Genomic DNA, 25625 nt, shown 5'->3' on the forward strand with positions numbered 1-25625 from the left:
AAGACAAAGGCTCCGGTATCCACCGGAGCCTCTTCTTTATAAGGTAGCCAATTCTTTTTTTGATAACCATACCCACTTGCGGATCGTTCGCCTCACATAACGGGGATGCAGATCAATTTCCTGCGCCGTTTTTTCAAACTGTACCCGCGCTTCACCGGTCCGGCCCTGCTTCTTCAGCAACAATCCATAATAATACATTGCCTCCAGTGAATGATGCACCCGGATAATTTTCTGGTATTCTTCTTCCGCCCTGCCGGTTTCCATTGTTTGTTCCAATGCGCGCGCATACATCAGCTCATCTTCTGCCTTACTCATCCGCACACCCTTGAAAGTATTTACTTTATCAAAGCTCACAATACTCGCTGCATACTGCCCGTTCAGGAATTGGAGCCGGGCCAGTTGCAGGATAATACCCGGATCTTTGGTAAAAGTATTGGCACACTCCAGGGTCAGCGCAATGGCTTTGTCGTATTGCTTTTGCTGTGCATAGGCATCTGCCAGCTGCATTTTGTTGGTAACAGTATCGGATATACGTACTCTCTTCTCCCACTCCTGGATACGCCCGTTGGGCCACAACGTGCGTAACAGGTTTTCACCCAAGCTGCCATTGGTAATATCCGGCAATATCTCGCGGATAAAATAAACCACCACACCTATCACCGGGATAAACAGGATAAAAAATAACCACTCCCTGCTCCTCCCCGATTTCAGGACATGCACAACACATACAATCTGCAGAATGATAACAAGATAATAATAGTCACTCCAAAATGGGAACATAGCAATTTTAACAACCAGGGTTAAGAAAACTGATTCCCGGCAAAAATAATAAAATATGCTAATTTGTGGCTCAAAGGCATATTGTAAATTTGAACCGGGCTATGAAAGATTTTATTCCGCGGCAGCTATTGCTGGAAACCAATCCGGTTCACCTCATCAGCATGAACCAATATGTACATGAGCTATCCACGGTAGCGCACCGTCACGATCATTACATGATCATGTGGATCACTAAAGGCCACGGTACCCAAATGATCGACGGACACGAGCATCAGATGCTGACCAACAGGGTATTTTTCTTCCACCCCGGGCAGGTGCATAAAATGAACGATTTTGAGCGTGATGGCTGGATGGTGATCTTTGATGAACCCATCTATAAACTGTTCACCCGCTTTCATCCGCAGGAAGAACTAAACGGCATGATGCAGCAGGGCGGCCACGAACCTTTTGTAGACCTGGATGAGGACACCGCAGTACTTTATGAGCATATCACCACGATGATTCAAAAAGAGCTATTGAAATCACCAAAAGATTTTAATATGCTCATCCACTTTGTATCCCTGTTACTGCTGGCAGGCAATAAACTGCACGAACAGAAAAACACGCTGGAACTGAAAAATAAAAACAGCTCCAAACACCTGGTACGCAACCTCACCCTATTGATTGAGCAACATTTCAAGAAAGGGAAGCCGGTTTCTTTTTATGCCAATGCCCTGAACCTGCAGCCCAGAAACCTTAACCGCATAGTCAAGGCAAAACTGGGCTATACCGTGCATGATCTGCTGCAGGACAGGCTTCTCACAGAAAGCAAGATCCTGCTGACCTCTTCTCCGCTTACTATTAAAGAGATCAGTTATAGTCTTGGCTTTGCCGATCCTTCCTATTTTAACCGTTTTTTTAAAAAGAACACCTACCTCACCCCGGCTGCCTTCAGAACAAAAGGCGTTTAAGTCCCTGCACAAAAGTGCAATTGTACTACCAGAAAGTACAATTAACCCTTCTTCCTGGTAACTAGCTTTGCTGTTATTATGATCAATTTTATAATGATAGCAGTCTGTATAATGGCTGGTATGATAATGAAGTCCGCTCGCATCATTCATCCGGAGGCGCACAAAGGAATCAACACCTGGATATTATACATTGCATTGCCCGCAGTATCCTTCAAATATCTCCCAAAAGTAACCTGGTCTACGGCCATGATCCTGCCGGTGGCAAGCACCGTAGTAGTGGTAGCGGGAGGCTGGTGCTTTATGAATATCTACTGCCGGTACAAACAATATTCAAAACGCACCCGCGCTACCCTCGAACTGGCAAGCGGGTACAGTAATACGTCTTTCATTGGCTTCCCGCTGATCATCGCCTACTTTGGTGAGCAGTTTATAAGTATCGCTATCATCTGCGATCAGATGACATTCCTGATCTTATCTACCATCGGTATTATTACGGCGCTGAAGGGTGGCGCCTCCGGTAACTCCCCTGTTAGTGCAGGATTCCTTCTGAAAAAACTCCTGACCTTTCCTCCTTTCCTGGGTTGCGTGCTGGCGCTTTTGCTCAGCAGGCTGACCGACCTTTCTGTGGCTGAACCATTCTTTGATAAACTGGTGGCCACCGTAGCGCCACTGGCCTTATTTTCTATCGGCCTCCAGTTAAAATTCAATGGCTGGAGAAAAGAGATTTCTCAAATATCGGTGGTGCTGTTATACAAACTCTTGCTGGCGCCCGCGTTGGTGGTAGTGGCGGCACTATTGCTTAAAGAACGCAGCGATATCGCCAGGATCAGTATTTTTGAGGCCGCCATGCCCACGTTAGTAACCTCCGGCGTAATAGCGGAACAATTCAGACTGAATACCAGGGTCATAAATTTAGTTATTGGTATCAGCATCCTGGTGGGCTTTCTGACTACCGCCGCCTGGTTTGAAATACTCAAACATGTTTTTTAACGATCCCGCCATTTTAACAAGATAAGATTCAACCCCATAATGAGACCTTATAAGGAAGGAATGAGATGTTTTAGTGAAAAAACATCCGCATAACCTTCTATTTTTGTTCCCACCGGTTTCTGATCCACGTTACCCGGCTATTCCATAAATGACTATAAAAATGAGATGTAAACTTCCGGTACTGGCTATCTGCGCACTTCTGACAGGTACTCATGCTTCAATAGCCCAGCAGGCAAATATCCCCGGCGACTTTGCAGATCCTTCCATTATCCGGAAGGGCAGCAGCTTCTATGCCATCGGCACGTCCAGCGAATGGGGGCCGCATTTTCCGATCTTCCGGTCAAATAACCTCCAACAATGGGAACAGACAGGTTTCTTATTCGAGAAAGCGCCTTCCTGGACATCCTCCTCGTTCTGGGCGCCGGAATATTTTTATCATCACAATACTTATTACGTTTATTATACAGCGAAAAGAAAGAGCGATGGCGTTTCCTGCATAGGCGTAGCCACCTCGGCATTTCCGGATCATGGCTTTAAAGATCATGGCATTATCATAGAATATGGCAAAGAAGCCATCGACGCATTTGTATTTAACGACAACGGGCAATTATACATCACCTGGAAAGCCTATGGCCTGGATAACCGGCCCATTGAGATCCTAGGAAGTAAACTCTCCGATGATGGACTTTCACTGACAGGCACGCCTTTCACCCTGTTGAAAGATAATGCCCGTGCGGGTATGGAAGGACAAAGCATCATAAAAAAGGGGAACTACTATTACCTCTTTTACTCCGCAGGTAATTGCTGTGGCGTGTCATGCAGCTACCTGGTTAACGTAGCCCGCGCAACAGCCATCACCGGGCCTTACCAGGAAGATACCAATAACCCCGTGCTGTCTGACAACGGGAACTGGAAATGCCCCGGACATGGCACCTTTGTACAGGATACCGCGGGCAACGACTTTTATATTTACCATGCCTATAACAAAGCCAGCAACGTGTTTACCGGCAGGGAAGCATTAATTTCGTCTTTGTCGTGGAAGTCCAACCAGTGGCCAGTGCTGCGGCCTGTACCTGTGGAGTCGAACAGCAAAGAGAACATTCATCTTCATTATGACTTTGCACAACCAACAAAGAAAATTTTCTGGCAGTGGGATTTTAGAAATATGAAGCCGGTATTCAGTCAAACGGGTGGAAGGATGCAGCTGTCGGGGTTATACAACAGCAACCATCCGGCCGGTATAGCGCTCACCCTCAGACCCTATGCAGCGGCTTATGAAATCAGTACTGCCGTATTGAATAGTAACAAGGCAGGCAAAGGATTGATCATTTATGGAGATGTAGCTGCCGCTGTTGGCATTGCTGTACGCCAGGATAAAATAGAATTCTGGACAATAAAGGATGGAAAAAGAAATGTACTCAGCGAACAGAAAGTACCTGATACCGGTAAGCCTGTATACCTGAAAATGGTGATGCTGCCGGACTTTACCTGTAAGGTTTATTGGAAGCAACAGGCAACCTGGGAAGAGCTTACCCCTGATAAAAAAGCATACCCTGTTGGGTTCCTTCCTCCCTGGGACCGCAGTCCGCGGCCTGGACTGAACTTTCAGGGCAGCCCGGATGAAAACGCCGCATTCCGTTTCTTTGATATCAGGTACACAGGTGGAATACCACAATAAATAAATCACACAGGAATGAGAAAACAAACTTTAGGCACGTTATTGATGCTGCTGTTTACTTCCGTTGCAGGTAGCAGTCAAACCTATACAAAATATGTAAATACTTTCATCGGTACCGCGCCGATGACGGATCCTAAAATCCTGGGATATGAGTTGCCACGTGGCTGGAGATCATGGGCCGGACTTACCTTCCCCGGCAGCTCCCTGCCAAATGCAATGGTGCAGTTGAGTCCTATGACAGAATACGGTTCCGGCGCAGGCTATGAGTATGAAGACTCCGTCATCTACGGCTTTACCCATACCAATAAGGGACACTGGAACCTCTGTAATATTCCCGTATTACCGGTTTCAAATCCCGGTGAGAAATTCGGCTCCCACTTCTCCCATAAAAAAGAAAGTTCAGCTCCCGGGTTCTACCAGGTATACCTGGACGACTACGAGGTGAATGTTAGTCTTACTTCCACTTTAAGATGCGGCTACCACCGGTATGAATATAAAAACAACACCAACCGGCAGATCCTCTTCGACCTGGCGAAGGCCAACAATAAAGTAAACGGCTGGAACATTGAACAGGTAAGCGCTTCCGCATTGCAGGGCTACCAACAGGCAGGCGGCAGGATTTACTTCTATGCCATCCTTAATACCAATATTGATAAACTGGAAAAGAAAGAGGAAGGTAAAAGCAACGGCTTTGCGATGGTGCATTTAGCCAATGGCAGCACCGCGCCGGTTGAACTGAAAATAGGAATATCGTTTGTTAGTACAGAGAACGCCAAAGAAAACCTGGAGAAAGAGATCGGCCATAAATCCTATAACGACATCCGAAAAGAGGCTACCCAGAAATGGGAAACGCTTTTGTCCGCTATCCGGGTAAAAGGCGGCACTGCCAAACAAATGGAAATGTTTTATTCCTGCCTGTACCGCTCCTTTCTGTGGCCCGCCCTGCGCAGCGATGTAAACGGGCAGTTTACAGATGCAAAACACCAGGTGGCAAAAGCTGATTTTAATTATTATACCGAGCCTTCTTTGTGGGATACCTACCGGAATAAAGATGTGCTGTTAGGCCTTATTTCCCCGCAGGTAACGTTGGATGTGATTAAATCTATGAAAGATGTGGGAGATAAAACCGGGTTTATACCTACCTTTTTTCATGGCGATCACGGTGCGTCATCAATTGCAGGAGCTTACGGGAGAGGCATTGATGACTTCGATATCAAAGGCACGTATCAAATACTACTGAGAAACGCCACCGTAGAAGGCGGAGCGCGGCCGTATATCAAAGAATATATGGAGAAAGGGTTTATCAGCGATCCTGCTGTCACTAACCCCCACGTAGAAACGAAAGGAAAAGCAGGCGTGTCTAAAACACTGGAGTACTCCTACGACGACTACTCGGTGGCGCAGATTGCAAAAAAGCTTGGGGACACGGCTAATTACAACATGCTGATGGCCAGGTCAAAGAATTACAAAAATATGTTTGACCCGTCTACCCGGTTTATGAGAGGAAAACTGGAAAACGGAGAATGGATTAAAGATTTCAATCCACAGTATCCTTACTACGAATACATGTACCGGGAGGCCAATGCATGGCAGGTGTCTTTTTTTGCACCGCACGATATGCCCGGCCTGGTGGCCCTGTATGGCGGCGCCAAAGGGTTTGAATCCAAACTGGATTCGTTCTTTACCGTTCCCTGGAATCCCAGCTATATTGCGAGGAATGTAGAAACGATGATAGGCCAGTATTGTCACGGCAATCAACCGGATCATGAAGCGCCCTTTGCTTATTATTTTATCGGAAAACCGGAAAAATCACAAAAGATCATCGACACTATTTTAAATACTTTATACGGCATCGGCGATGAGGGGCTGGCGCTTTGCGGAATGGATGATGCGGGCGAAATGTCGTCCTGGTATGTATTCAGCGCATTGGGACTTTACACTTTTTCTGCTACCGATCCGGAATACCTTGTTACCGTTCCGTTGTTTGATGAAGTAAAATGGAGAACCAGCAATGGTAAACTGCTGACTATTTCCAAACCGGGTAAAGGCAGGCATCTGACCACCATAAAAGTAAATGGCAGGGAGCATAAGGGATATTTTGTATCTCACGACCTGTTTAAGAAGGGAGGAAAGATAGAAATTGTAACGAAATAAGCGGTTCATCATACTAAACAGGAGGCATTCAAAAAAGGGGACATAGTGCATGGATAGTCCATGAGGAGTGCATTAGGAGTCCATGAGGAGTCCATGCTAACAGTATAGATAGTGCATGGATAGTCCATGATATACGCAAGTCCGAAGCATTGGCGAAGCATCCGGGAGGCAATAGCGATATCAGTGGTGGTGTAAACAGGCCCATGTCAGATTTCGCTAATTACCAATTGATTTTCAAACGATTAGGATAAAATCAAGTGGTTTATTGCTAAATTTTGCCCGGAAAGCCCGGGATGTGGTTCCTCAGGATGTAGCTATTTACATATAAAAAATAGTAGTGTTTAATGTTCATTTTTTATTTTGCTAACTTTATGGATTGATTTTCTCATTATGAGTGTGTATCAGCAATTTACAGATCAGGAATTAACAGATCTACTTAAATCGGGGGATCAGCAGGCATACATTGAAATTTATGACCGGTATATCTTCGTTTTACTGAACCATACTTATAATAAGACCCGCGATCGTGAGGAGGCAAAAGATATTGTGCACGAGGTGTTTACCAGGCTTTGGGCCGGCCGGGAGCAGTTGCAAATAACGGGTAACCTGGCGGGGTTTCTCTATACTGCTGTCCGCAACATTGTGTTAAACCAGATTACGCATAGGAAGGTAGAAGCGAAATATTTTAATTCTATTCTGAAATTTCTGGAGCAGCCTCAAACCATTACAGATCACAAGGTCCGCGAAAATCAGCTGGTCGCTATCATCGAAAAGGAGATCGCCGCACTACCTCCTAAAATGCGGGAAGTTTTTGAACTCAGCCGCAAGCAACACCTCAACCACCGGGAAATTGCTCAGAAATTAGATATTTCGGAGCAAACTGTCAGTAAACACGTTACCAATGCCCTGAAGATCCTCCGTATTAAACTGGGCCTTTTTGCTTATCTGCTCTGGATCATCTCCTCTAAATAAATTTTTTTTCATTTTATTTACCTGTTCCGCCTTAGTTGATTGTCTTCTTAATATTAAGGATACAATTTCCTAATCTTATGCAGGAACAAGAACTTAAAGATCTATTAGCAAGAATACGTAATGGAACAGCTACTGATGCCGAAAGAGCGTTTCTGGAAAACTGGTATCTTCAATACGGGGGGGAACCTCCCGCTGAATATTCACTGGAGGAGCGTTTAGAAGATGCCGCTGCAGTTTGGGCGAAATTGCAGCCGGTCATCGCCCACAGGAAACAAAGCCGGTCCTGGCAACGTATCGCCGTTGCAGCTTCTGTATCGATTTTGTTAGGCGCCGGCACCTGGGTGCTGCTGAATAGAAAAGATAAAACCAACCAATCAGGCAATGATGTTGCGCCTTTCACAGCATTGGCTGTTTTGAAAAGTGGCGGGAAGACCATCCTGCTGGATAGTACCACTAATGGTAAGATAGCACAAACCAATGCGACAAAATCCCCGGGCGAACAATTGGCCTATGAAGCCACCAATGGCGCCTATACCGCTGTTTATGATACGATGCAGATTCCTGCCGGAGGAAGACCATATACTGTAAAACTCACAGACGGCACTAAGATCACGCTGAATGCTGCCACTACACTGCGCTACCCGGCGGCATTTTCCAAAAATAGGGAAGAAGAAATTGAGTTAATAAGCGGAGAGATATATGCAGAAGTAGTGCACACTGAAGCCGCCCCGCTAAAGATTAAGGCGCCGGGGCAAATCATCACAGACATTGGTACGGCATTCAATATTGCCGCCTATCCCGATGATCCCGACTCGCGGACAACATTGATAGAAGGTACGGTTAAAGTGAGTGCTGCCGGCGGGGAAACTACCTTGTTGCCGGGTAACCAGGCCATCCTCAAGGGAAACACGCTAACAGAATCAAGCGCTAACCTGGTCCAGGCAACTGCGTGGAAAGACGGTTTATTCCGTTTTAATGGGGAGTCTGTCGATGCTATTATGCGCCAGCTTTCCCGGTGGTATAATATAGAAGTTAAATACGAAGGTATGATCACCAGCGAAGTTTTCTATGGCCGTGTGGCCCGTACACGCAACATCAGTGAAGTGTTACGGATTTTAGAAAGATCAAATAAAGTATATTTTAAAATTGAAGGAAAAAGAGTAACAGTATTAAGTAAATGATGAATCAACCAATCGCCTAAAAAAAACATCCCGGCGCTAACCAGGATGTAAGTAGGCCAACCAAAACGTTTTGAGCATTTTAGAACCGCGTTCAGCCTTAGCCATCGTCGAAAATGCAAGGCAAAGCGCATTAAACCAACCTGACACAAATGTACAATTTTTTCCCTGGAAATTCGGGGCAGGTGCGTTCGCGCCTTATTGCCCGTAAACTCCTGCTGATCATGAAGCTAACCACCCTTATATTGGTCACAGTCATGCTGCATGTAAGTGCATCCTCATTGGCACAGAAGATTACACTTGTAGAAAAGAATGCGCCATTAGTGGATGTATTTAATCACATCAGTAATCAAACAGGCTACGATTTTTTATTTACCGGCAGCGACCTTAAAAACGCCAAGCCCATTTCAATCAACATGAGGAACGTTGATTTAAATGAAGTATTGGCCAGAATATTCGAGGACCAGCCACTGAATTACAGCATAGAGAACAAGTCGGTTGTGGTTACCATAAAACAGGTTTCCCTGATGAGCCAATTATCAGATCAGGTGAAGACAGCCCTTAAAGTACCCGCAAACATAAGCGGAACAGTATCCGATACACTGGGAAATCGCCTGGTCGGGGCATCTGTTGGGATAAAAGGAATGGCATTTTCCACGCAAACTGATAGTAAAGGGAACTTTAATCTCCCCAATGTACCACAGGGGAAATATACCCTGGTAGCTAGTTATATAGGGTATGAAAAATCAGAGGTCACCATTGCCAATGCCGGTGCAAATCTGCATATAGAATTTATTTTACACCAGGGCACATCTCAATTGGACCAGGTACAGGTGATCGCTTACGGAACAGCATCCAGGCGTTACAGCATCAGCTCAATGGCTACAGTAACTGCTGAGGATATTGAAAAACAACCGGTGTCCAATCCTCTGCTTGCTTTGCAGGGACAGGTACCGGGGCTTGCTGTTAATGCCACCAGCGGCATACCTGGATCGCAGGTACTGGTGCAAATCAGGGGGCAAAATACATTGAACCTTAACCCTACCAATAATCCTTCAAAGCCCTATGACCAACCCTTGTTTATTATAGACGGTGTTCCATTCGCCTCACAGAATAATAATATCAATCAATTTGCTTCTTTGGTGGCTGCACAATCTAACCCGGGGGGTGTTAGCCAATCCGTGGGTCTCAGCCCTTTTAATAATATTGATCCTGCGGACATTGAAAGTATCAGCATACTGAAAGATGCGGATGCAACATCTATTTACGGTACACAAGGGTCTAATGGGGTGATCTTGATTACCACCAAAAAAGGGAAAGCAGGGCCCACTACTTTTAACCTGAATGTAAATACAGGTTTCAATTCAGTTGGCCGGCCTGTTAAAATGTTAAATACACAGCAATACCTGCAATTGCGGAAAGATGCTTTTGCTGCAGATGGTATAACGCCCGGTAACAGCCCGGCTAATTATCTGGCTTATGCACCTGATCTGACAATTTTTGATCAGAACAAATATACGAACTGGCAGAAAGTAATTTATGGCCGGAATACCAGTAATGTAGATGTTCATGGGAGCCTTTCAGGTGGTTCACTTAATAATACTTTTCTCATTTCAACCGGCTACAACAAATCAAGCTATAATTATCCCGGTGATTTTGCCGATCAACGATACACATTACACAGCAATATACACCATAGCTCAAAAGATTATCGCCTGTCAGTTGATTTAACAACTGATTTTGGATATCAGCAAAATAATTCGGCAGGATACGGCGGTGCACAACATACGCTTTTGCAGCCTAACTTACCCGATTTGCGGAGTCCTTCCGGTGACTTAATCTGGAATTATCAGGGCGTAGATTTAACTACTTATCAATTTTATAGTTCTCTTAAGCAACCCACTAATCTGCAGAATTATAATTTTAATACTGCATTCCAAATTTCTTACAATTTGTTTAAGGGGTTTACAATTAGTGCAAATATGGGCTATAACCGGAATAGTACAAATGAAACCTCTATAAACCCAGGCGTAGCGCAGAACCCAACGTATATTAACAGGCAGGCCAACTTTTCTGTTAACAATTATCAAACGATTAATATAGAACCACAGATTAATTACAACAAAAATATTGGTAAAGGTAACTTAAGCGTGTTAGTGGGTACCACTTATAAAAAGAATACAAACAATTCAACTTATACAACCGGACAGGGATATTCAAACGATAACTTTCTTGGGTCAATTAACGGCGCTCCTACGGTAAACGCTATGGATGCGTCCAATATTTACAGATATAGTGCAGGTTTTGCCCGGTTGAATTATATTTATAACAGTGAGTTCATCCTTAATTTAACAGGCAGGCGGGATGGTTCCAGCAATTTTGGCCCGGGGCACCAATTTGGTAATTTTGGCTCTGTTGGTGCAGGGTGGATATTTTCTGAAGAGCAAGCCTTTAAAAAATTATCTCCTGTATTTAGTTATGGTAAAATATCCGGCAGCTATGGAACTTCCGGGTCCGACGGTATAAAGGCATACCAATACCAGGCATTATACCAGGGCTTTCCGCCTTATTTGCCAAATTTCCAGGGTATTAATCCAAGTTATCCGACTAATCTTTACAATCCTGATTATAGTTGGGCATTAAAGAAGTCGCTGAATATAGCGATAGACCTTGGGCTTTTTAACAACCGTCTTTTATTTAACACCACTTACTACAGGAACCGGGAAGGCAACCAGTTGGTAGATTATCCTTTGCCTATACAGGTAGGCCGGCCATCAGTATTGGGAAATCTAAATGCTACGGTTCAAAACCGGGGGATCGAGTTTTCGATCAACTCAACCAATATTAAAACGAAAAATTTCTCCTGGAGATCCAGTTTTAATATATCATTCAATCGTAACAAACTGTTGTCGTTCCCTGATCTGGCAAGTTCTTCTTACGCTAATGTGTATGAAATTGGCCAGCCAACTTCCATCATCTATGGATACCGGTATAAAGATGTAAATCCTAAAACCGGCCTTTTTGAATTTTACGCAAAAGACGGAACAGTTACCTCCAATCCTGTATATGGACCAGCCTCCACTGGTGGTGATCAGGTTCCTATAAACAACCAGGAGATAAAATACATGGGAGGCTTCGGCAATACTTTTACCTGGAGGCAATTCAGTTTGTATGTTTATTGCCAGTTTTCCAGCCGGAATGCGCCTAATTACCTGTTCCAGATCTATAATTCCAACCAGCCTGGTTTTGCATATAATCAACCTGCGGAAGTATTGGGTAATTATTGGAAGGAGACCGGGGATATTGCCCGGTTACAGCGGCTGGGAAGCAGTTACAGTTCTGCCGTTATTGGTCCCGCACTGAGATTTGCACAATCAAGCGGCGTTTATAGTGATGATACATACCTGCGTGTAAAAACAGTTTCCTTATCATACCAATTGCCCAATGCCCTTTTGAATAAAGCGCATATGAAAGGAGCAAGTGTTTTTATGAACGCACAAAATCTGCTGACGTTTACAAACTATAAAGTGGGAGATCCTGAAACACCGGGTTCATTCTCCTCATTCCCTGTGCAGCGTGTCCTGGCATTTGGTTTAAATCTCAAACTTTAAGAAAATGATCATGCTTTTTGATATAAATAAAATAATAACCGGTATGCTGATAGCTGCCGCCTCATTGACATCCTGTAAAAAATTAATCACAATACCTTCCAATCCGCCTTCATCCATTACGCAGCAACAACAATTTGCGGATAGTGCAACTGCAATCACTGCTGTTGCCGGCGTGTATGCTTATAATGCAGGGAACGGCTTTGCATATAGCAGTGGACAATTAACTACAGCCTGTGGCCTTTCTGCTGATGAATTGTTGTACAATAATACAGATGACGTACAACAGTTTTACAGCTATAACCTCACTCCCTTAAACAGCAGTATTAATACCTTATGGGGATATCCTTATCAGAGTATTTACCAGGTCAATGCCGTGTTGAATGGTATTACCGGTAATGCCAGTTTATCCGCGGCCTTCCGGCAGCAAATTACAGGTGAAATGGAGGTGGTACGCGCCCTGTATTATTTCAACATGGTTAATCTGTTCGGAGGTGTACCACTGGTTACTTCAATATCTTACAAAGAAACGCAACGTTTGCCCAGATCCTCCGCTGCCGCCATTTATAGCCAGGTGATGACCGACCTTACGGATGCAATAGGAAAATTAACAGTCAGTTACCCATCGGCAGGACGGGCCCGCCCCAATTTATACACCGCCATCGCATTGCTTGCCAAGGTTAATTTATACCAGCATAACTGGCAAAGTGCTTACAATGAAGCTGATTCGGTAATTAAATCGGGGCTCTACAACCTGGAGAATACTCCTTTAACCGGCGTATTTCTGGAAGGCAGCCAGGAAGCAATATGGCAGATCCCCGGAAACCAGGGTTATTACGGCGTATCAGATGCACAACATTTTATTCCCAATTATCCGGGAGCTATTCCCAACTATATATTAACAGCATCCTTATTAACAGCTTTTGAGACCGGAGATAAACGTTTGCAGAACTGGGTGGGCTCCTCAACGGCAAACGGCACAACGATTTATTATCCGTATAAATATAAAAATGTATCGGCAAGCAGTACGCCTACCGAAGATCAGATGATCCTGAGATTAGCTGAGATGTACCTGATCCGTGCCGAAGCGGCTGCACATCTGAACCACCTTACGGAGGCTTTGGCAGATGTAAATATCATACGTGCCAGGGCCGGATTAGCTGCCAGCACCGCAGATCCCGCATCGCAGACTGCTGTGTTAAATGCTGTCATGCATGAACGCCGGTTGGAACTTTTTTGTGAATGGGCGAACCGCTGGTATGATCTGAAAAGAACCGGAACTGCGGAAGCCGTGCTTGGTGCCGTAAAGACTGGTTTCAGCGAGAATGCCGCATTATATCCCATCCCGCAAACACAGATACAATTAGATAATTTATTAACCCAGAATCCCGGTTATTGATACGCCTGTTTACATTCACACCCCGGGATATTATACATACCCCGGGGTGGTGACCTTTATTTAAATACAAAATGGAATGTTATATGAAAAGAAAGAATTTATCAGGCGGTATACTGCTTATCGCACTGTCTTCGCTCACCTTAACAACACGGGCTCAGAACACAATACTCTCTGGTCAGTTGAAGGGTTTATCAGGCGCAAATATTGAAATTAGCTACAGGGAGAACGGTATTCTCAAAAATGATACCGTTCCCTCAGTAAACGATTATTTCACCTGGAAGGCCAATTTAAATGAACCGCAGTTAATTGGATTGACAATAAACCATAATGGCAGTTTCTTTTATGTAGAGCCAGGTCATATCAGGCTTACCGGCGTAAAGGATTCTACAGAATCTTTTATCATCACCGGTTCTCCAACTCAGCGGGATGCGCAATTGTTAGGCATATCTCTTGAAAAACTGACAGATCAGCAAAACCTGCTACGCGCCGGATTTAAGGAAGAATCAATTAAAGGGAAAGCTACATTAGACCAGAAAATGAATGATCTCGAAAAACAAAAAGAGAACGTGGTGAATCAATTTATAGCCCGTCATCCCAAAAGTTTTTATAGCCTGTGTCTTATGGAACAGCGTACGTCGTTTGCTTCTGATTACAACGAGATGAAACTCATGTATGACAGGCTTGATAAATCAGTAAAACAGACGGAATCGGGTAGAAAACTTGCCCAAACGTTGGACTTGCTGAAAAGAAGCCGGTTGGGAAAGCAGATGCCGGATTTTATGCAACGTGATACCAGTGGAAACGCCGTGCAGTTCAGCAGTTTTAAAGGGAAATATGTATTGGTAGATTTTTGGGCCAGCTGGTGCGGACCCTGCCGCGCCGAAAACCCCAATGTACTGAAAGCCTACAATGCATTTAAAAACAAAGGATTCACTGTTGTTGGCATTTCACTGGACGATAAAGCGGCCAACTGGAAAAAAGCGATCCTCGACGATAAAATGCCCTGGATACAACTATCAGATTTGAAGGGGTGGAAAAACCAGGTATCTGCCGATTTTGGCATACAATCCATTCCCAGTAACCTGTTGGTTGATCCGTCCGGAAAAATTATAGCGAGGAATCTGAGGGGAGCCATGCTGGAGGATAAACTGAAACAATTATTAAATTAATTATTCCTGAACAATCAAGAAATGAATATAAACTTTCGCATAGCAACACAGATGCTTCTGGTATGTGCATCTCTTGCATCATTTGCACAAGCGCCTGCACAACGGGGAAGAGATCTTGCACTTGACCCTGCGGTGCGCACCGGTAAATTACCAAACGGTTTTACATATTATATCCGGCATAACGAAGAACCTAAAAACCGGGTGATATTTTACCTGGCTAATAAAGTAGGATCGATCCTGGAAACCGATGAACAACGTGGCCTTGCTCACTTTATGGAGCACATGAGTTTTAACGGAACCACACATTTCCCTAAAAACGAGCTGGTTGATTACCTGCAAAAATCAGGTGTAAAGTTTGGAGCTGACCTGAACGCTTACACCAGTTTTGATGAAACAGTTTACCAGTTACCACTGCCATCCGATCAGCCGGAACTGTTGCAGAGGGGATTGCAGATCATGCGGGATTGGGCGCATGAAGCCATACTGGACCCGGTGGAAATCAATAAGGAACGTGGCGTTGTGGGCGAAGAAAAACGCCTTGGTAAAGGGGCCGCCCAACGGATGCGCGACGTATATTTTCCATTGATCCTGAACCGCTCCCGTTATGCCTACCGGCTGCCAATCGGTGTTGACACGGTATTGAATTATTTCAAACCAGCTACCCTGAAAAATTTTTACCAGGATTGGTACCGACCCAACCTGCAGGCGATCATCGTGGTGGGTGATATCAACGTGGATGAAATGGAAAAAGACATCAAAGCCAGGTTCAGTGACCTGAAGAACCCCTCAAAAGAAAAAACACGGACCGTTTATCGCGTTCCGCTGACCGGGAAGAATCAGTTCATTACAGTGACCGATCGGGAAAATAAGACGACTTCCGCAGAGATCCTTATCAAACACCGGGAGGAAGAAGTAAGGAATGCTGCTGACTATCGTAAGTTTATTATCCGTTCGCTGTTCAATGACATGATTGCCGCCCGTTATGATGAAGTAATAAGACAAGCGGATCCACCCTATATTAACGGAGGAGCGGGCATCAATAATTTTATCAATAGCCTCGATGTCTATTCCGCTAATATAGTTGCCAGCCCCGGTAAACTGGAAAAGGGCCTGAAGGCGTTATGGCGGGAAACAATAAGGGTGGACAGATACGGCTTTACCGAACCCGAACTGGAACGGGCTAAGAAGAGTTACCTGAATCTGGTTGAATTTAGTTTTAATGAAAAAGATAAAACCGCCTCCAACAGGTATGTTAATGAATATCTGCAGTACTTTTTAAAGGGCACTGCCGCACCGGGAATCGCTGAGGAATACCGGATGACGAAAAGTGAGCTATCAACCATCAGTGTAAAGGACATTAACGCAATTTGTAAAGAATATATCCGGCCGGCAGACCGCGATATTTTAATTACAGCCCCTGAAAAGGATAAAGCAGATTTGCCCAACCAGGCAACTGTAGAAAGTTGGCTGGCACAGGTAGAAGGAGAATCATTGCAGCCTTATAAAGATAAAATGAGCAATCTGCCGCTCCTTTCGCATGAACCTGTAGCAGGTAAAATCGTTAAAGAGGAAAGAGACGGGATACTCGGCACGACTGCCCTGACACTCAGTAACGGTGTTAAAGTGCTGCTAAGGCCAACGGATTTTCAGAATGATCAGATCTTGTTCACCGGTTTCGCACCGGGTGGCAGTTCCTTATATAGTGATGCCGATTATCCTTCAGCAGCCTATGCCGCTATTGTTACAAGTGTCGCCGGGCTGGGAAATTATAATGCAACAGAGTTAAACAAGTATCTTAGCGGCAAACAGGCGGGAGCCAGCGTGTTGATTAGTGAACATTACCAAACCATTGGTGGCGGGGCTATTATGAAAGACCTGGAAACCGCATTGCAACTGGTGTATGCCGATTTTACCGAACCCCGCATAGACAAGGTATTATTCGATGGCTTTATCAGTCGCAATAAGGCCAATCTTGCCTACCGGGCCAACGACCCGGTGGGGGTTTTCGGAGATTCAGTTAACGCTGTCCTGAACAGGGGCAGTATGCGCCGTTCCGGCCCATCGGTAGCCAAACTGGGGCAAATTAACCCGGAGCGCGCGCTTGAGATCTACAAGGAACGTTTTGCAGATGCATCAAATTTCACCTTCGTTTTTGTCGGCAGCTTTAAAGTGGATGAACTGAAGCCTTTACTCGAAAAATACCTGGGTGGACTGCCAGCCACACATAAAGGCGAAAACTATAAAGACCTGGGTATATATCCACCTGAAGGCCGGATTGAGAAAACCGTTTATAAAGGTACGGCATCGAAGGCTACAGTCAACCTGGTGTTCTCGGGCGCCTTCGATTACAGTGCAGCTGAAAAAATACAACTGGATGCCCTGAAAGAGGTGCTGCAGATCAGGCTCATTGAACGCCTGCGCGAAGATGAAAGCGGTGTATACAGCCCCCGCGTGAGTGAAACCGCGAGTAAGACCCCGGATCCCCGCTATATGTTTACCGTTTCGTTTGGCTGTGCCCCACAGAATGTTGAAAAACTGATCGCGTCGGTGCTGGATGAGGTAAATAAACTAAGAACCTCCGGACCACCAAAGGTCAATGTTGATAAATACAAAGCTGAGGATCAGCGCATGCGGGAAACAAACCTGAAAACAAATATCTGGTGGTTTGATTATTTAGTTACCAGTCTGCAGGATCAGAGCGATCTGCATGAACTGAGTAGCTACGACAGTGACCTGTCTAAAGTGAGCCCGGCCAGTTTGAAAGCTACGGCAGATAAATATTTAAGCGGAAAGAACTTTATCCGGCTGGTATTATTACCGGAAAAGTGATGAGGTAAGGCTGATAAAATACTAGAAAAAGAAGCCTTGGGATAAAAAGGAATAAAAAAGAAGATTAGAAAGAAGATCCCTTGCTAGAGCAAGCTGACATTGACTATTTATTATTTTCTTAAAAAATACCTGATTATCATAATGATGATTAGTACATCTTTTTGCTAAAACAAGGAAGCCGTCCCAATTAATTATGAGACGGCTTCTTCTTAACCTTTTCGGACTATTTGTAGCAGGGATGAGCTGACAAGCTTAGTCCTACATTTCCGCATTTCGGTTTTCAATTTCATCACTTCCGTCGGTTTTAGCTTATTATGTGAACAAAGGTCTTCTATTTTTGACGATCATAATTGTCAAAATGAAAGAGCCAATGAAGCATCTTACAAAGAAAAAATTTAAGGCACTGACCCTTTTTTTCGCGGTGATATTCTTCCTTCAAAGTTGTAAAAATCCCGGTAAAGAAACCCCACAGCAACCCGAAACTGCAAAGGTAGAAGTGCTTACCCTTCAGCCAACCGAAGCGGTAATCGACCAATCGTTCCCGGCAAGTTTGCAGGGAAAAGATAACATACAGCTACGCCCGCAAATCAGCGGATACATCGACAAAATATATGTAGATGAAGGCAATTTTGTAAGAGCAAGACAGCCGCTGTTTCGCATCAATGCCAGCGTTTACCAGGAGCAAAAAAATACCGCTTTGGCATCTTTGGCAATGGCAAATTCGCAATTGGCATCGGCACAACTGGAACTGGATAAATATAAATTACTAAGCGAAAATAAAGTAGTGGCAGACTTCCAGTACCAAAAGGCAAAAACCAATTATGAAAATGCAAAAGCTACCGTTAAGCAACAACAAGCCCTGGTTGCATCGGCTGATGTCAATCTTGGTTTTTCTGTAGTGAAAGCTCCCTTCAGTGGCTATATCGGCAGGATACCCAATCGTGTCGGCGCACTGGTGGGACCTAATGATGCACAGGCCCTGACCACACTTTCGCAGGTGAATGAAATCTATGCCTATTTTTCTCTGCCTGAAAAAGAAATCCTGAAAATCAATAATTCCCGTTCCGGGAAAACCTTACTGGAAAAGCTGAAAGGTTTTCAGAACATCACCTTATTCCTTGCTGACGGGAATCCATATAGCCACACGGGAAAAATTGATATGATGGACGGGCAGTTCGATCAGAACACGGGCTCCGCAACGCTCCGCGCCTCTTTCCCTAATCCGGAAGGGCTGTTGCGTACCGGCAATACCGGCCGTGTCGTGCTGAAAACAACCGAACAGAACATCTACAAAATTCCCCTAATGGCTACTTATGAAGTTCAGGATAAACTGTTTGTCGGTTTACTTCATTCTAAAAATGAAATGAAGCGGGTAGCATTGAAAAATTATATTAAGTCAGGAGATTTCTACATCGTAAAGTCCGGCTTTAAACCGGGAGACCGGATCATCGCCAACGAACTGGCAGCTATTCCGGAAAATGCCATAATCACTCCCAAAGCCGTTAAATAAATCTGCCGACAATGTTGAATAAAATTATCAAAAGACCGGTACTGGCCACCGTCATCTCCATTATATTGGTGCTGTTGGGCATTGTCGCGTTACAGCGTATCCCGATGACACAGTTCCCGGAAATCGCTCCGCCCACTGTTTTTGTATCGGGCGTATATCCCGGCGCCAATGCACAAACCGTGATCCGCTCGGTTGTTACCCCGCTGGAGCAAGCAGTTAATGGAGTGGAAAACATGCAGTATATGACTTCCAGCGCCTCCAACGACGGAAGCTTTTCCATTACCGTAATCTTTAAACAGGGTGTAAATCCCGATCAGGCTGCAGTCAACGTTCAGAACCGGGTGGCACAGGTAAATGCCCAGCTTCCTGCGGAAGTCATCCGGCTTGGGCTCACCACCACCAAACAGCAGACCAGCAATCTGATGGTGGTCAATATCAACAGTGAAAAACCTGATCTGTATGATGAAGCCTTCCTTCAGAATTATGCCAACATCAACCTGATTCCTGAACTTAAAAGAATTCCAGGAGTCGGAAATGTAAGCTTATTCGGCGCCAAAGACTATTCTGTCCGTGTTTGGATCAACCCGTCCAAACTTGCTGCTTATGGGTTGGTGCCTGCCGATGTGGAAACTGCCATCCAGAACTACAGTTTTGAATCTTCACCTGGAAGCCTGGGTGAGGAGACAGATGCTTCCCTGCAATATGTGCTGCGGTACAAAGGCAAGCTGAATAAGCCTGAAGAATTTGAAAAGATCATCCTACGGTCAAAAACAGACGGTTCCGTACTGCGTTTGGGAGATGTGGCGCGCATCGAATTCGGGCTTTCCAATTATTCCAGCGATACCTTTACCGACGGAAAACCTTCAGTGGTATTTTCAGTTATCCAGGCCAGTGGCTCTAATGCCAACAATATAGCGATTGAAGTAAAAAAAACGCTCGAAAGATTCCAGTCCAGTGTACCGGACGGTATCCGTTTTCAGATCATCCAGAATATGAAAGACCGATTGGATGCTTCCATTTCCCAGATGAAATCAACGCTTATCGAAGCTTTTGTCCTGGTATTTATTGTGGTGCTGGCTTTCCTTCAGGATTTCCGTTCTACCATCATTCCTGCTATTGCGGTTCCTGTATCCATCATCGGTACTTTCTTTTTTATGTATATGATCGGTTTTTCGGTGAATGTGCTGACTTTGTTCGCTTTGGTGCTGGCCATCGGGATTGTGGTGGATGATGCCATTGTCGTCGTCGAAGCCGTTCATGCGAAAATGGAAGAAACCGGAGAGAATGCCCAAACGGCAACCGCGTCGGCGATGAGTGAAATCAGCGGAGCGATTATTTCCATTACACTCGTAATGTCTGCGGTATTCCTTCCCGTTGGCTTTATGGAAGGTCCTGCCGGCGTCTTCTACAAACAGTTTTCCTATACACTGGCCATTGCGATTTTGATCTCGGCGGTTAATGCTTTAACCTTAAGCCCTGCCTTATGCGCTTTGTTGCTTAAGAGTCATCATGCGGGGGATAAGAATAAAGATTTCACCCAAAGGTTTGCCCAGGCTTTTAATACGGGTTTTGACCGTTTAACTGATAAATATGTCGGTACCATCAGGTTTTTAGGAAAAAGAAAGGTAATTGCGCTCGGAGGATTGGCCCTGATTGTTTTCGGTACGTTTTTCCTGATGACTCATGCGCAGAAAGGTTTTGTGCCGGAAGAGGATGATAACAACCTTACTTTTGTAGTTAACCTGCAGGCCGGAGCCAACCTGCAATACGTTACCCGGGAAATGGAAAAGGCCACGGAAATCGTCCGACGGATGCCTGAGGTAAAAAGCATCAGTACCGTTTCCGGTTTCAGTCTTTTCAGTTCTGGCTCAGCTCCCAATTCCGCTATGGGGTTCATTACCCTGAAAGATCCCAAAGACAGAGGAAAAATATCCGATATGAACCAGATGATGGCTAAAATCGAACACACACTTAAAAGCCGGATTAAAGGAGAAATTCTCATATTCCGCAACCCGGCAGTAGAAGGATTTGGTACGGCCGGCGGTGTGGAGTTTGTTCTTCAGGACCGGGCCTCCGGAAATATTTCCGATTTTGAAGCCGTAAGTAAAAAAGTGATCGCGGCTTTAAGCAAACAGCCAGAAATAGGTACTGCCTTTACTTCCTTCCGGAGCGACTATCCTCAGTATGAAGTTGTGTTGGATGAAGACAAAGCTCAGCAACTGGGCCTTACGCCAAAAGAAATCATGGATGTGATGCAGCTGTACCTTACCGGCTCCCAGACAACGGATTTTGTCCGTTTCGGAAAGTTGTACCGGGTCAACGTGCGATCTGAATCAGAATTCAGGAAAGATGAAGCTTCGCTGAGTAATATAATGATCCGTAACAGGGAAAACAAAATGGTACCTGTATCTACACTGGTAACGCTTAGAAAAGTCTATGGACCTCAAGGCATCAGCCGTTACAATCTGTACAACAGTATCACGGTAAATGTCAATGCTGCTGGCGGGGCCAGTACCGGTAAAGTGATGAACGTGATTGACAAGGTGCTACAAGAAGAACTTCCGAAAGGCTACAGCTATGAATATGGCGGGCTAAGCTTGCAAGAACGTAATTCAGGCTCCCAGATGATCTTTATTTTCGGCCTGAGCATCCTGTTTGTGTATTTCCTTCTCTCTGCCCAGTACGAAAGTTACCTTCTGCCATTGGCCGTGATGCTGTCTTTGCCAACAGGCATTCTTGGAGTATTTCTGGCAACGGGACTGGCCGGCATTGATAATAATATTTATGTTCAGATCGCTCTCATCATGCTGGTGGGACTGTTAGCTAAAAATGCCATCCTGATTGTTGAATTTGCCGTACAACAACGCAAAGCAGGCCTGTCTGTGTTTGAAGCCGGCATAGCAGGGGCAAAGAAGCGTCTGCGCCCCATTCTGATGACCTCTTTTGCTTTCATTGCCGGACTTATACCGCTGATGTTTGCCAAGGGCGGGACCGCTGTAGGTAACCAGTCCATCAGCATCAGTGCAGCCGGAGGAATGTTAAGCGGCGTCATCTTAGGGGTTATAATTATCCCTGTTTTGTACATGGTTTTCCAATGGCTACAGGATAAAGTGTCAGAAATAAAAATTAGAAAAGATGAAAGTATTAACACAATATAGTTTTATGGTGATCATACTGTCAGGACTGTTACACTCCTGCAAAGTGACGAAGGATTATAAACGTCCGGAACTCGATCTTCCGGCTTCGTTCAAAAACGCGGATGAGACTAATGCCAGAAGTGTATCTGAAATACCTTCCTATCAAAAGTTTTTTACAGATGCAAAGCTTGTCAAGCTGCTGGATCAGGTGATGGAAAAAAATCCGGACCTGCTGGTAGCTTCCGAGCAGATACTGGCTGCAGAAGCCTCGCTAAAAAGTGTAAAGCTCAACTACTTTCCCGACATCAGCCTGCAGATGAACACCGGAGTGCAGCGGCTTTCAAAAAACAGTATGCAGGCTTCCTTCGGCGGCGGCCTGATCTTTCAGGAATATAATTTCTCACCGGTAGTTTCCTGGGATGTTGATTTTTGGGGGAAACTGAAAAGGCAGCGTGAAGAATCTTTAGCCAGTTATTTGAGCCGGGCTGAAAACAGGAGGGCTATGCGTGTGCAGTTGATCAGCCAAACCGCCCAGGCCTATTACAATTTATTGGGCCTGGACGAACAGCTTAAAATCACCGGTCAGGTTGAAAAAAGCATGCAGGAAACTCTGACGATGCTGAAAACTCAATATTCGGTAGGAGAAGTAACGTCGCTTGCCTTAAAACAGGCAGAAGCGCAGTTAGCCGAAACCCGGGCGCTGATTCCCGAGATTAATGCCGGTATCAAAGCCCAGGAAAATGCCCTGCAGGCTCTGTCTGGCAGCTATCCTGATGCAGTAGAACGTTCATCAGTACTTCCGGATGAAGCATTTGCCGCTGAGCTGGAAGCCGGCATCCCCGCTAATGTACTGGCTAACCGCCCAGATGTAAAACAGCAGGAGTTTCAGTTGCAGGCAGCTTTTGCAAGGGCAGGTATTACCAAAACTGAATTTTATCCGAGCCTGAAGATTACGGCACAGGGCGGTTCCAATGCTACAAATCTGGCCAGTTGGCTTTCCATTCCGGGGTCTCTGTTTGGCACGGCTACCGCGGGGCTCACACAACCACTTTTCAACAGGAGAATTATTAAATCAGCTTATGAACAGGCTGTTCATCATCGGGAGGCCGCTGTTAACGAATTCAGGAAATCGGTAATTGCAGCGGTTGAAGAGGTGAGTACGGCGATAAGTAACATAAGATATACGAAAGGGCAATTGGCGGAAGTGAACCACCGTAAAACGGCAATGGATAAAGCCATTTCTGAGGCGCAACTACTATACAAATACGGGGAGGCAACCTATCTGGAAGTGCTTACAGTACAGCAAAGTTATTTTCAGGCAGAACTGGCCTATATGGCTACCCGGCAGAAAGAAATTAATACCTATATTGCTCTTTACAAATCTTTAGGCGGAAATTAAATGAGTACCCATACAAAGGAAAATACCGGCTTATACCGAAAAAGGCTTTTCCAGTGGAGTGGCGTGCCGGTTTCACTGGGCCTGGCCATAATCATTCAGTATCTTTTGAACCCCTCAAGCAAATGGTGGGATTTCTACAGTGAAGCTGCATGGTCGGAAATAGGGATTACTCTTTCCGGCGGTATCATTATGTATGCAATTCTTTTCGGCGTGATCCGGCTCCTTTCAGGATGGGTACATCGGCATGCGGTGTACAGGAACAATATCCTCGTCCATTTTATGGTCACAACAGGGGTGGTTATCATTTGTATGTTAGTACTGCTGTATCTGGAAGACGCCATTTATGACTGGGTCTGGCCAGAACCCTCAGTCTATGACAAAGATACAGAGCTTGCCATCCGGAGCTACCTGGTGGTAAATCTTATAGTTGCGGCATTTGTCAACAGTTTCTACTATTCATTTTTCTTTTTTGAACGGTGGAAGGCAAAGATGACCGAAACCACTAAGCTTGAACTTTTGTCGCATCAGCTGAAAGAAAATGCCCTTCAATCCGAATTGCAGGTGCTGAAACTACAGCTGGACCCCCATTTCCTGTTCAATAATTTCAGTATCCTAACCCAGCTGATTGAAACAGACCGGAAGGCCGCACAGGAATTTCTCTCTAATCTATCAAGGGTGTACCGATATATCCTGACAACCGTTAAAACAGATGTGGTGACGCTTGAGGAGGAATTGCAATTTGTAGAAAAGTATTTTCACCTGATCAGGATACGGCATGGCGGAACCATTCAGCTTTCAGTACACATTACTGAAGAAGATAACAAAAAAGGAATCCCGCCGGCCACACTGCAATTATTATTGGAAAATGCCATCAAGCATAATATTTCTACCCTGAAGCAGCCGCTAAAACTGTCTATAGAGAGCCTGGGGAATGGTAAAATTGTAGTGAGAAACAATCTGCAACGCATCAACATCGATTATAAAAGCACCGGATTGGGTTTAAAAAACATCCGGGAACGCTATCAGTTATTGGAAAACAGAAAACCGGAAATCATAGAAACCGGAACTTCCTTCGAGGTGGTTTTGCCTTTGTTGAATTTATAATTAAAGTACATGGATTATATCATCATAGAAGACGAACAGCATAATGCAGAATTGTTGAAGAGCATGGTAGAAAAAACAGCTGATTCAGCTCATTTACTCTCCATTCTTCCTACCGTACAGGAAAGTGTGGAATGGTTTAAGGCTCATCCACAACCGGATGTTATTTTTATGGATGTACGCCTGGCTGACGGTTTATCGTTTGAAATCTTTAAGCAGGTCAATATCAAGTCGCCGGTAATTTTTACTACCGCCTATGACGAATATGCTTTACAGGCATTTAAAGTTTACGGGACGGCTTATTTGTTAAAGCCGATCGTACAGGAAGAACTGCAAGGGGCATTGGAAAAAGTAAAACGGATAAAATCGCAGTTTTCAGGTGATGATGCAGAATTGCTTTTGGAAATGTTTCGGACGCAGCAAAAAAAATATAAAAGCCGTTTTCTACTGCATTACCGTGAAACTTTTAAAGTGATACCGGTGGAAGAAATTGACTATGTTTTCCTGGAGCATAAGAATGTTTATTTCATGTTATTGAATGGCTCTTCTATCGCAGTTCCTTATAACCTGGAAGAACTGGAGGAGCAGCTTGACCCGCAGTTTTTTTTCCGGGTAAACAGGCAGTATATCCTGCACATCAACAGCATAGAAAGTATCCACAAATATTTTAATGAAAAATCTAAAATTGTATTGAAACGCGACCGGAATGCGGAAGTAATTGTAAGCCGCATCCGGATGCCTCAATTCAAATTGTGGTTAGACAGGTGAATG

The 25625-nt window shown here is 44.8% G+C and carries 16 protein-coding genes; 15 read left to right on the forward strand and 1 reads right to left on the reverse strand.

The window, feature by feature from the left end:
- Positions 1-36: 36 nt before the first annotated feature.
- The gene (locus ACMXI2_RS18715) at positions 37-780 is read right to left on the reverse strand and encodes a hypothetical protein (RefSeq protein WP_483777604.1); all 744 of its coding nucleotides are present in this window, start codon (positions 778-780) and stop codon (positions 37-39) included.
- 101 nt (positions 781-881) lie between these two features.
- Between ACMXI2_RS18715 and ACMXI2_RS18720 the strand changes: the two genes are divergently transcribed.
- The 15 genes from ACMXI2_RS18720 (at position 882) to ACMXI2_RS18790 (ending at position 25622) form a co-directional block, all read left to right on the forward strand.
- Positions 882-1730 carry a helix-turn-helix domain-containing protein gene (locus ACMXI2_RS18720; protein ID WP_483777605.1) on the forward strand — a complete coding sequence of 283 codons (849 nt, stop codon included), beginning with the start codon at positions 882-884 and terminating at the stop codon, positions 1728-1730.
- A 78-nt stretch (positions 1731-1808) separates the two neighbouring features.
- Positions 1809-2720, forward strand: coding sequence for an AEC family transporter (locus ACMXI2_RS18725; protein ID WP_483777606.1), 912 nt, complete (start codon positions 1809-1811; stop codon positions 2718-2720).
- A gap of 160 nt (positions 2721-2880) precedes the next feature.
- Complete coding sequence (locus ACMXI2_RS18730; protein ID WP_483777607.1) at positions 2881-4398, forward strand: glycoside hydrolase family 43 protein; 1518 nt, start codon at positions 2881-2883, stop codon at positions 4396-4398.
- 15 nt (positions 4399-4413) lie between these two features.
- A complete protein-coding gene (locus tag ACMXI2_RS18735; protein ID WP_483777608.1) occupies positions 4414-6552 on the forward strand; it encodes a GH92 family glycosyl hydrolase in 2139 nt (712 codons plus the stop codon).
- A 390-nt stretch (positions 6553-6942) separates the two neighbouring features.
- Positions 6943-7524, forward strand: coding sequence for an RNA polymerase sigma factor (locus ACMXI2_RS18740; protein WP_483777609.1), 582 nt, complete (start codon positions 6943-6945; stop codon positions 7522-7524).
- Positions 7525-7601: 77 nt separating this feature from the next.
- On the forward strand, positions 7602-8705 hold the full coding sequence (locus tag ACMXI2_RS18745) for a FecR family protein (protein ID WP_483777610.1): 1104 nt from the start codon (positions 7602-7604) through the stop codon (positions 8703-8705).
- Positions 8706-8854: 149 nt separating this feature from the next.
- Positions 8855-12313, forward strand: coding sequence for a SusC/RagA family TonB-linked outer membrane protein (locus ACMXI2_RS18750; RefSeq protein WP_483777611.1), 3459 nt, complete (start codon positions 8855-8857; stop codon positions 12311-12313).
- 4 nt (positions 12314-12317) lie between these two features.
- Positions 12318-13709 carry a RagB/SusD family nutrient uptake outer membrane protein gene (locus ACMXI2_RS18755; protein WP_483777612.1) on the forward strand — a complete coding sequence of 464 codons (1392 nt, stop codon included), beginning with the start codon at positions 12318-12320 and terminating at the stop codon, positions 13707-13709.
- A gap of 83 nt (positions 13710-13792) precedes the next feature.
- Entirely contained in the window at positions 13793-14878 is a 1086-nt protein-coding gene (locus ACMXI2_RS18760; protein ID WP_483777613.1) for a TlpA family protein disulfide reductase, read from the forward strand.
- 21 nt (positions 14879-14899) lie between these two features.
- A complete protein-coding gene (locus ACMXI2_RS18765) occupies positions 14900-17707 on the forward strand; it encodes a M16 family metallopeptidase (protein WP_483777614.1) in 2808 nt (935 codons plus the stop codon).
- A 370-nt stretch (positions 17708-18077) separates the two neighbouring features.
- A complete protein-coding gene (locus ACMXI2_RS18770; RefSeq protein ID WP_483777615.1) occupies positions 18078-19217 on the forward strand; it encodes an efflux RND transporter periplasmic adaptor subunit in 1140 nt (379 codons plus the stop codon).
- An 11-nt stretch (positions 19218-19228) separates the two neighbouring features.
- On the forward strand, positions 19229-22375 hold the full coding sequence (locus tag ACMXI2_RS18775) for an efflux RND transporter permease subunit (RefSeq protein WP_483777616.1): 3147 nt from the start codon (positions 19229-19231) through the stop codon (positions 22373-22375).
- Positions 22353-23753, forward strand: coding sequence for an efflux transporter outer membrane subunit (locus ACMXI2_RS18780; protein ID WP_483777617.1), 1401 nt, complete (start codon positions 22353-22355; stop codon positions 23751-23753). Before ACMXI2_RS18775 ends, ACMXI2_RS18780 begins: the two co-directional genes overlap by 23 nt.
- Positions 23754-24857, forward strand: coding sequence for a sensor histidine kinase (locus tag ACMXI2_RS18785; RefSeq protein ID WP_483777618.1), 1104 nt, complete (start codon positions 23754-23756; stop codon positions 24855-24857). It abuts the gene before it with no gap.
- 9 nt (positions 24858-24866) lie between these two features.
- Complete coding sequence (locus ACMXI2_RS18790; RefSeq protein ID WP_483777619.1) at positions 24867-25622, forward strand: LytR/AlgR family response regulator transcription factor; 756 nt, start codon at positions 24867-24869, stop codon at positions 25620-25622.
- Positions 25623-25625: the final 3 nt, after the last annotated feature.

Source organism: Chitinophaga sp. G7 BAM 1005 (assembly GCF_057126945.1).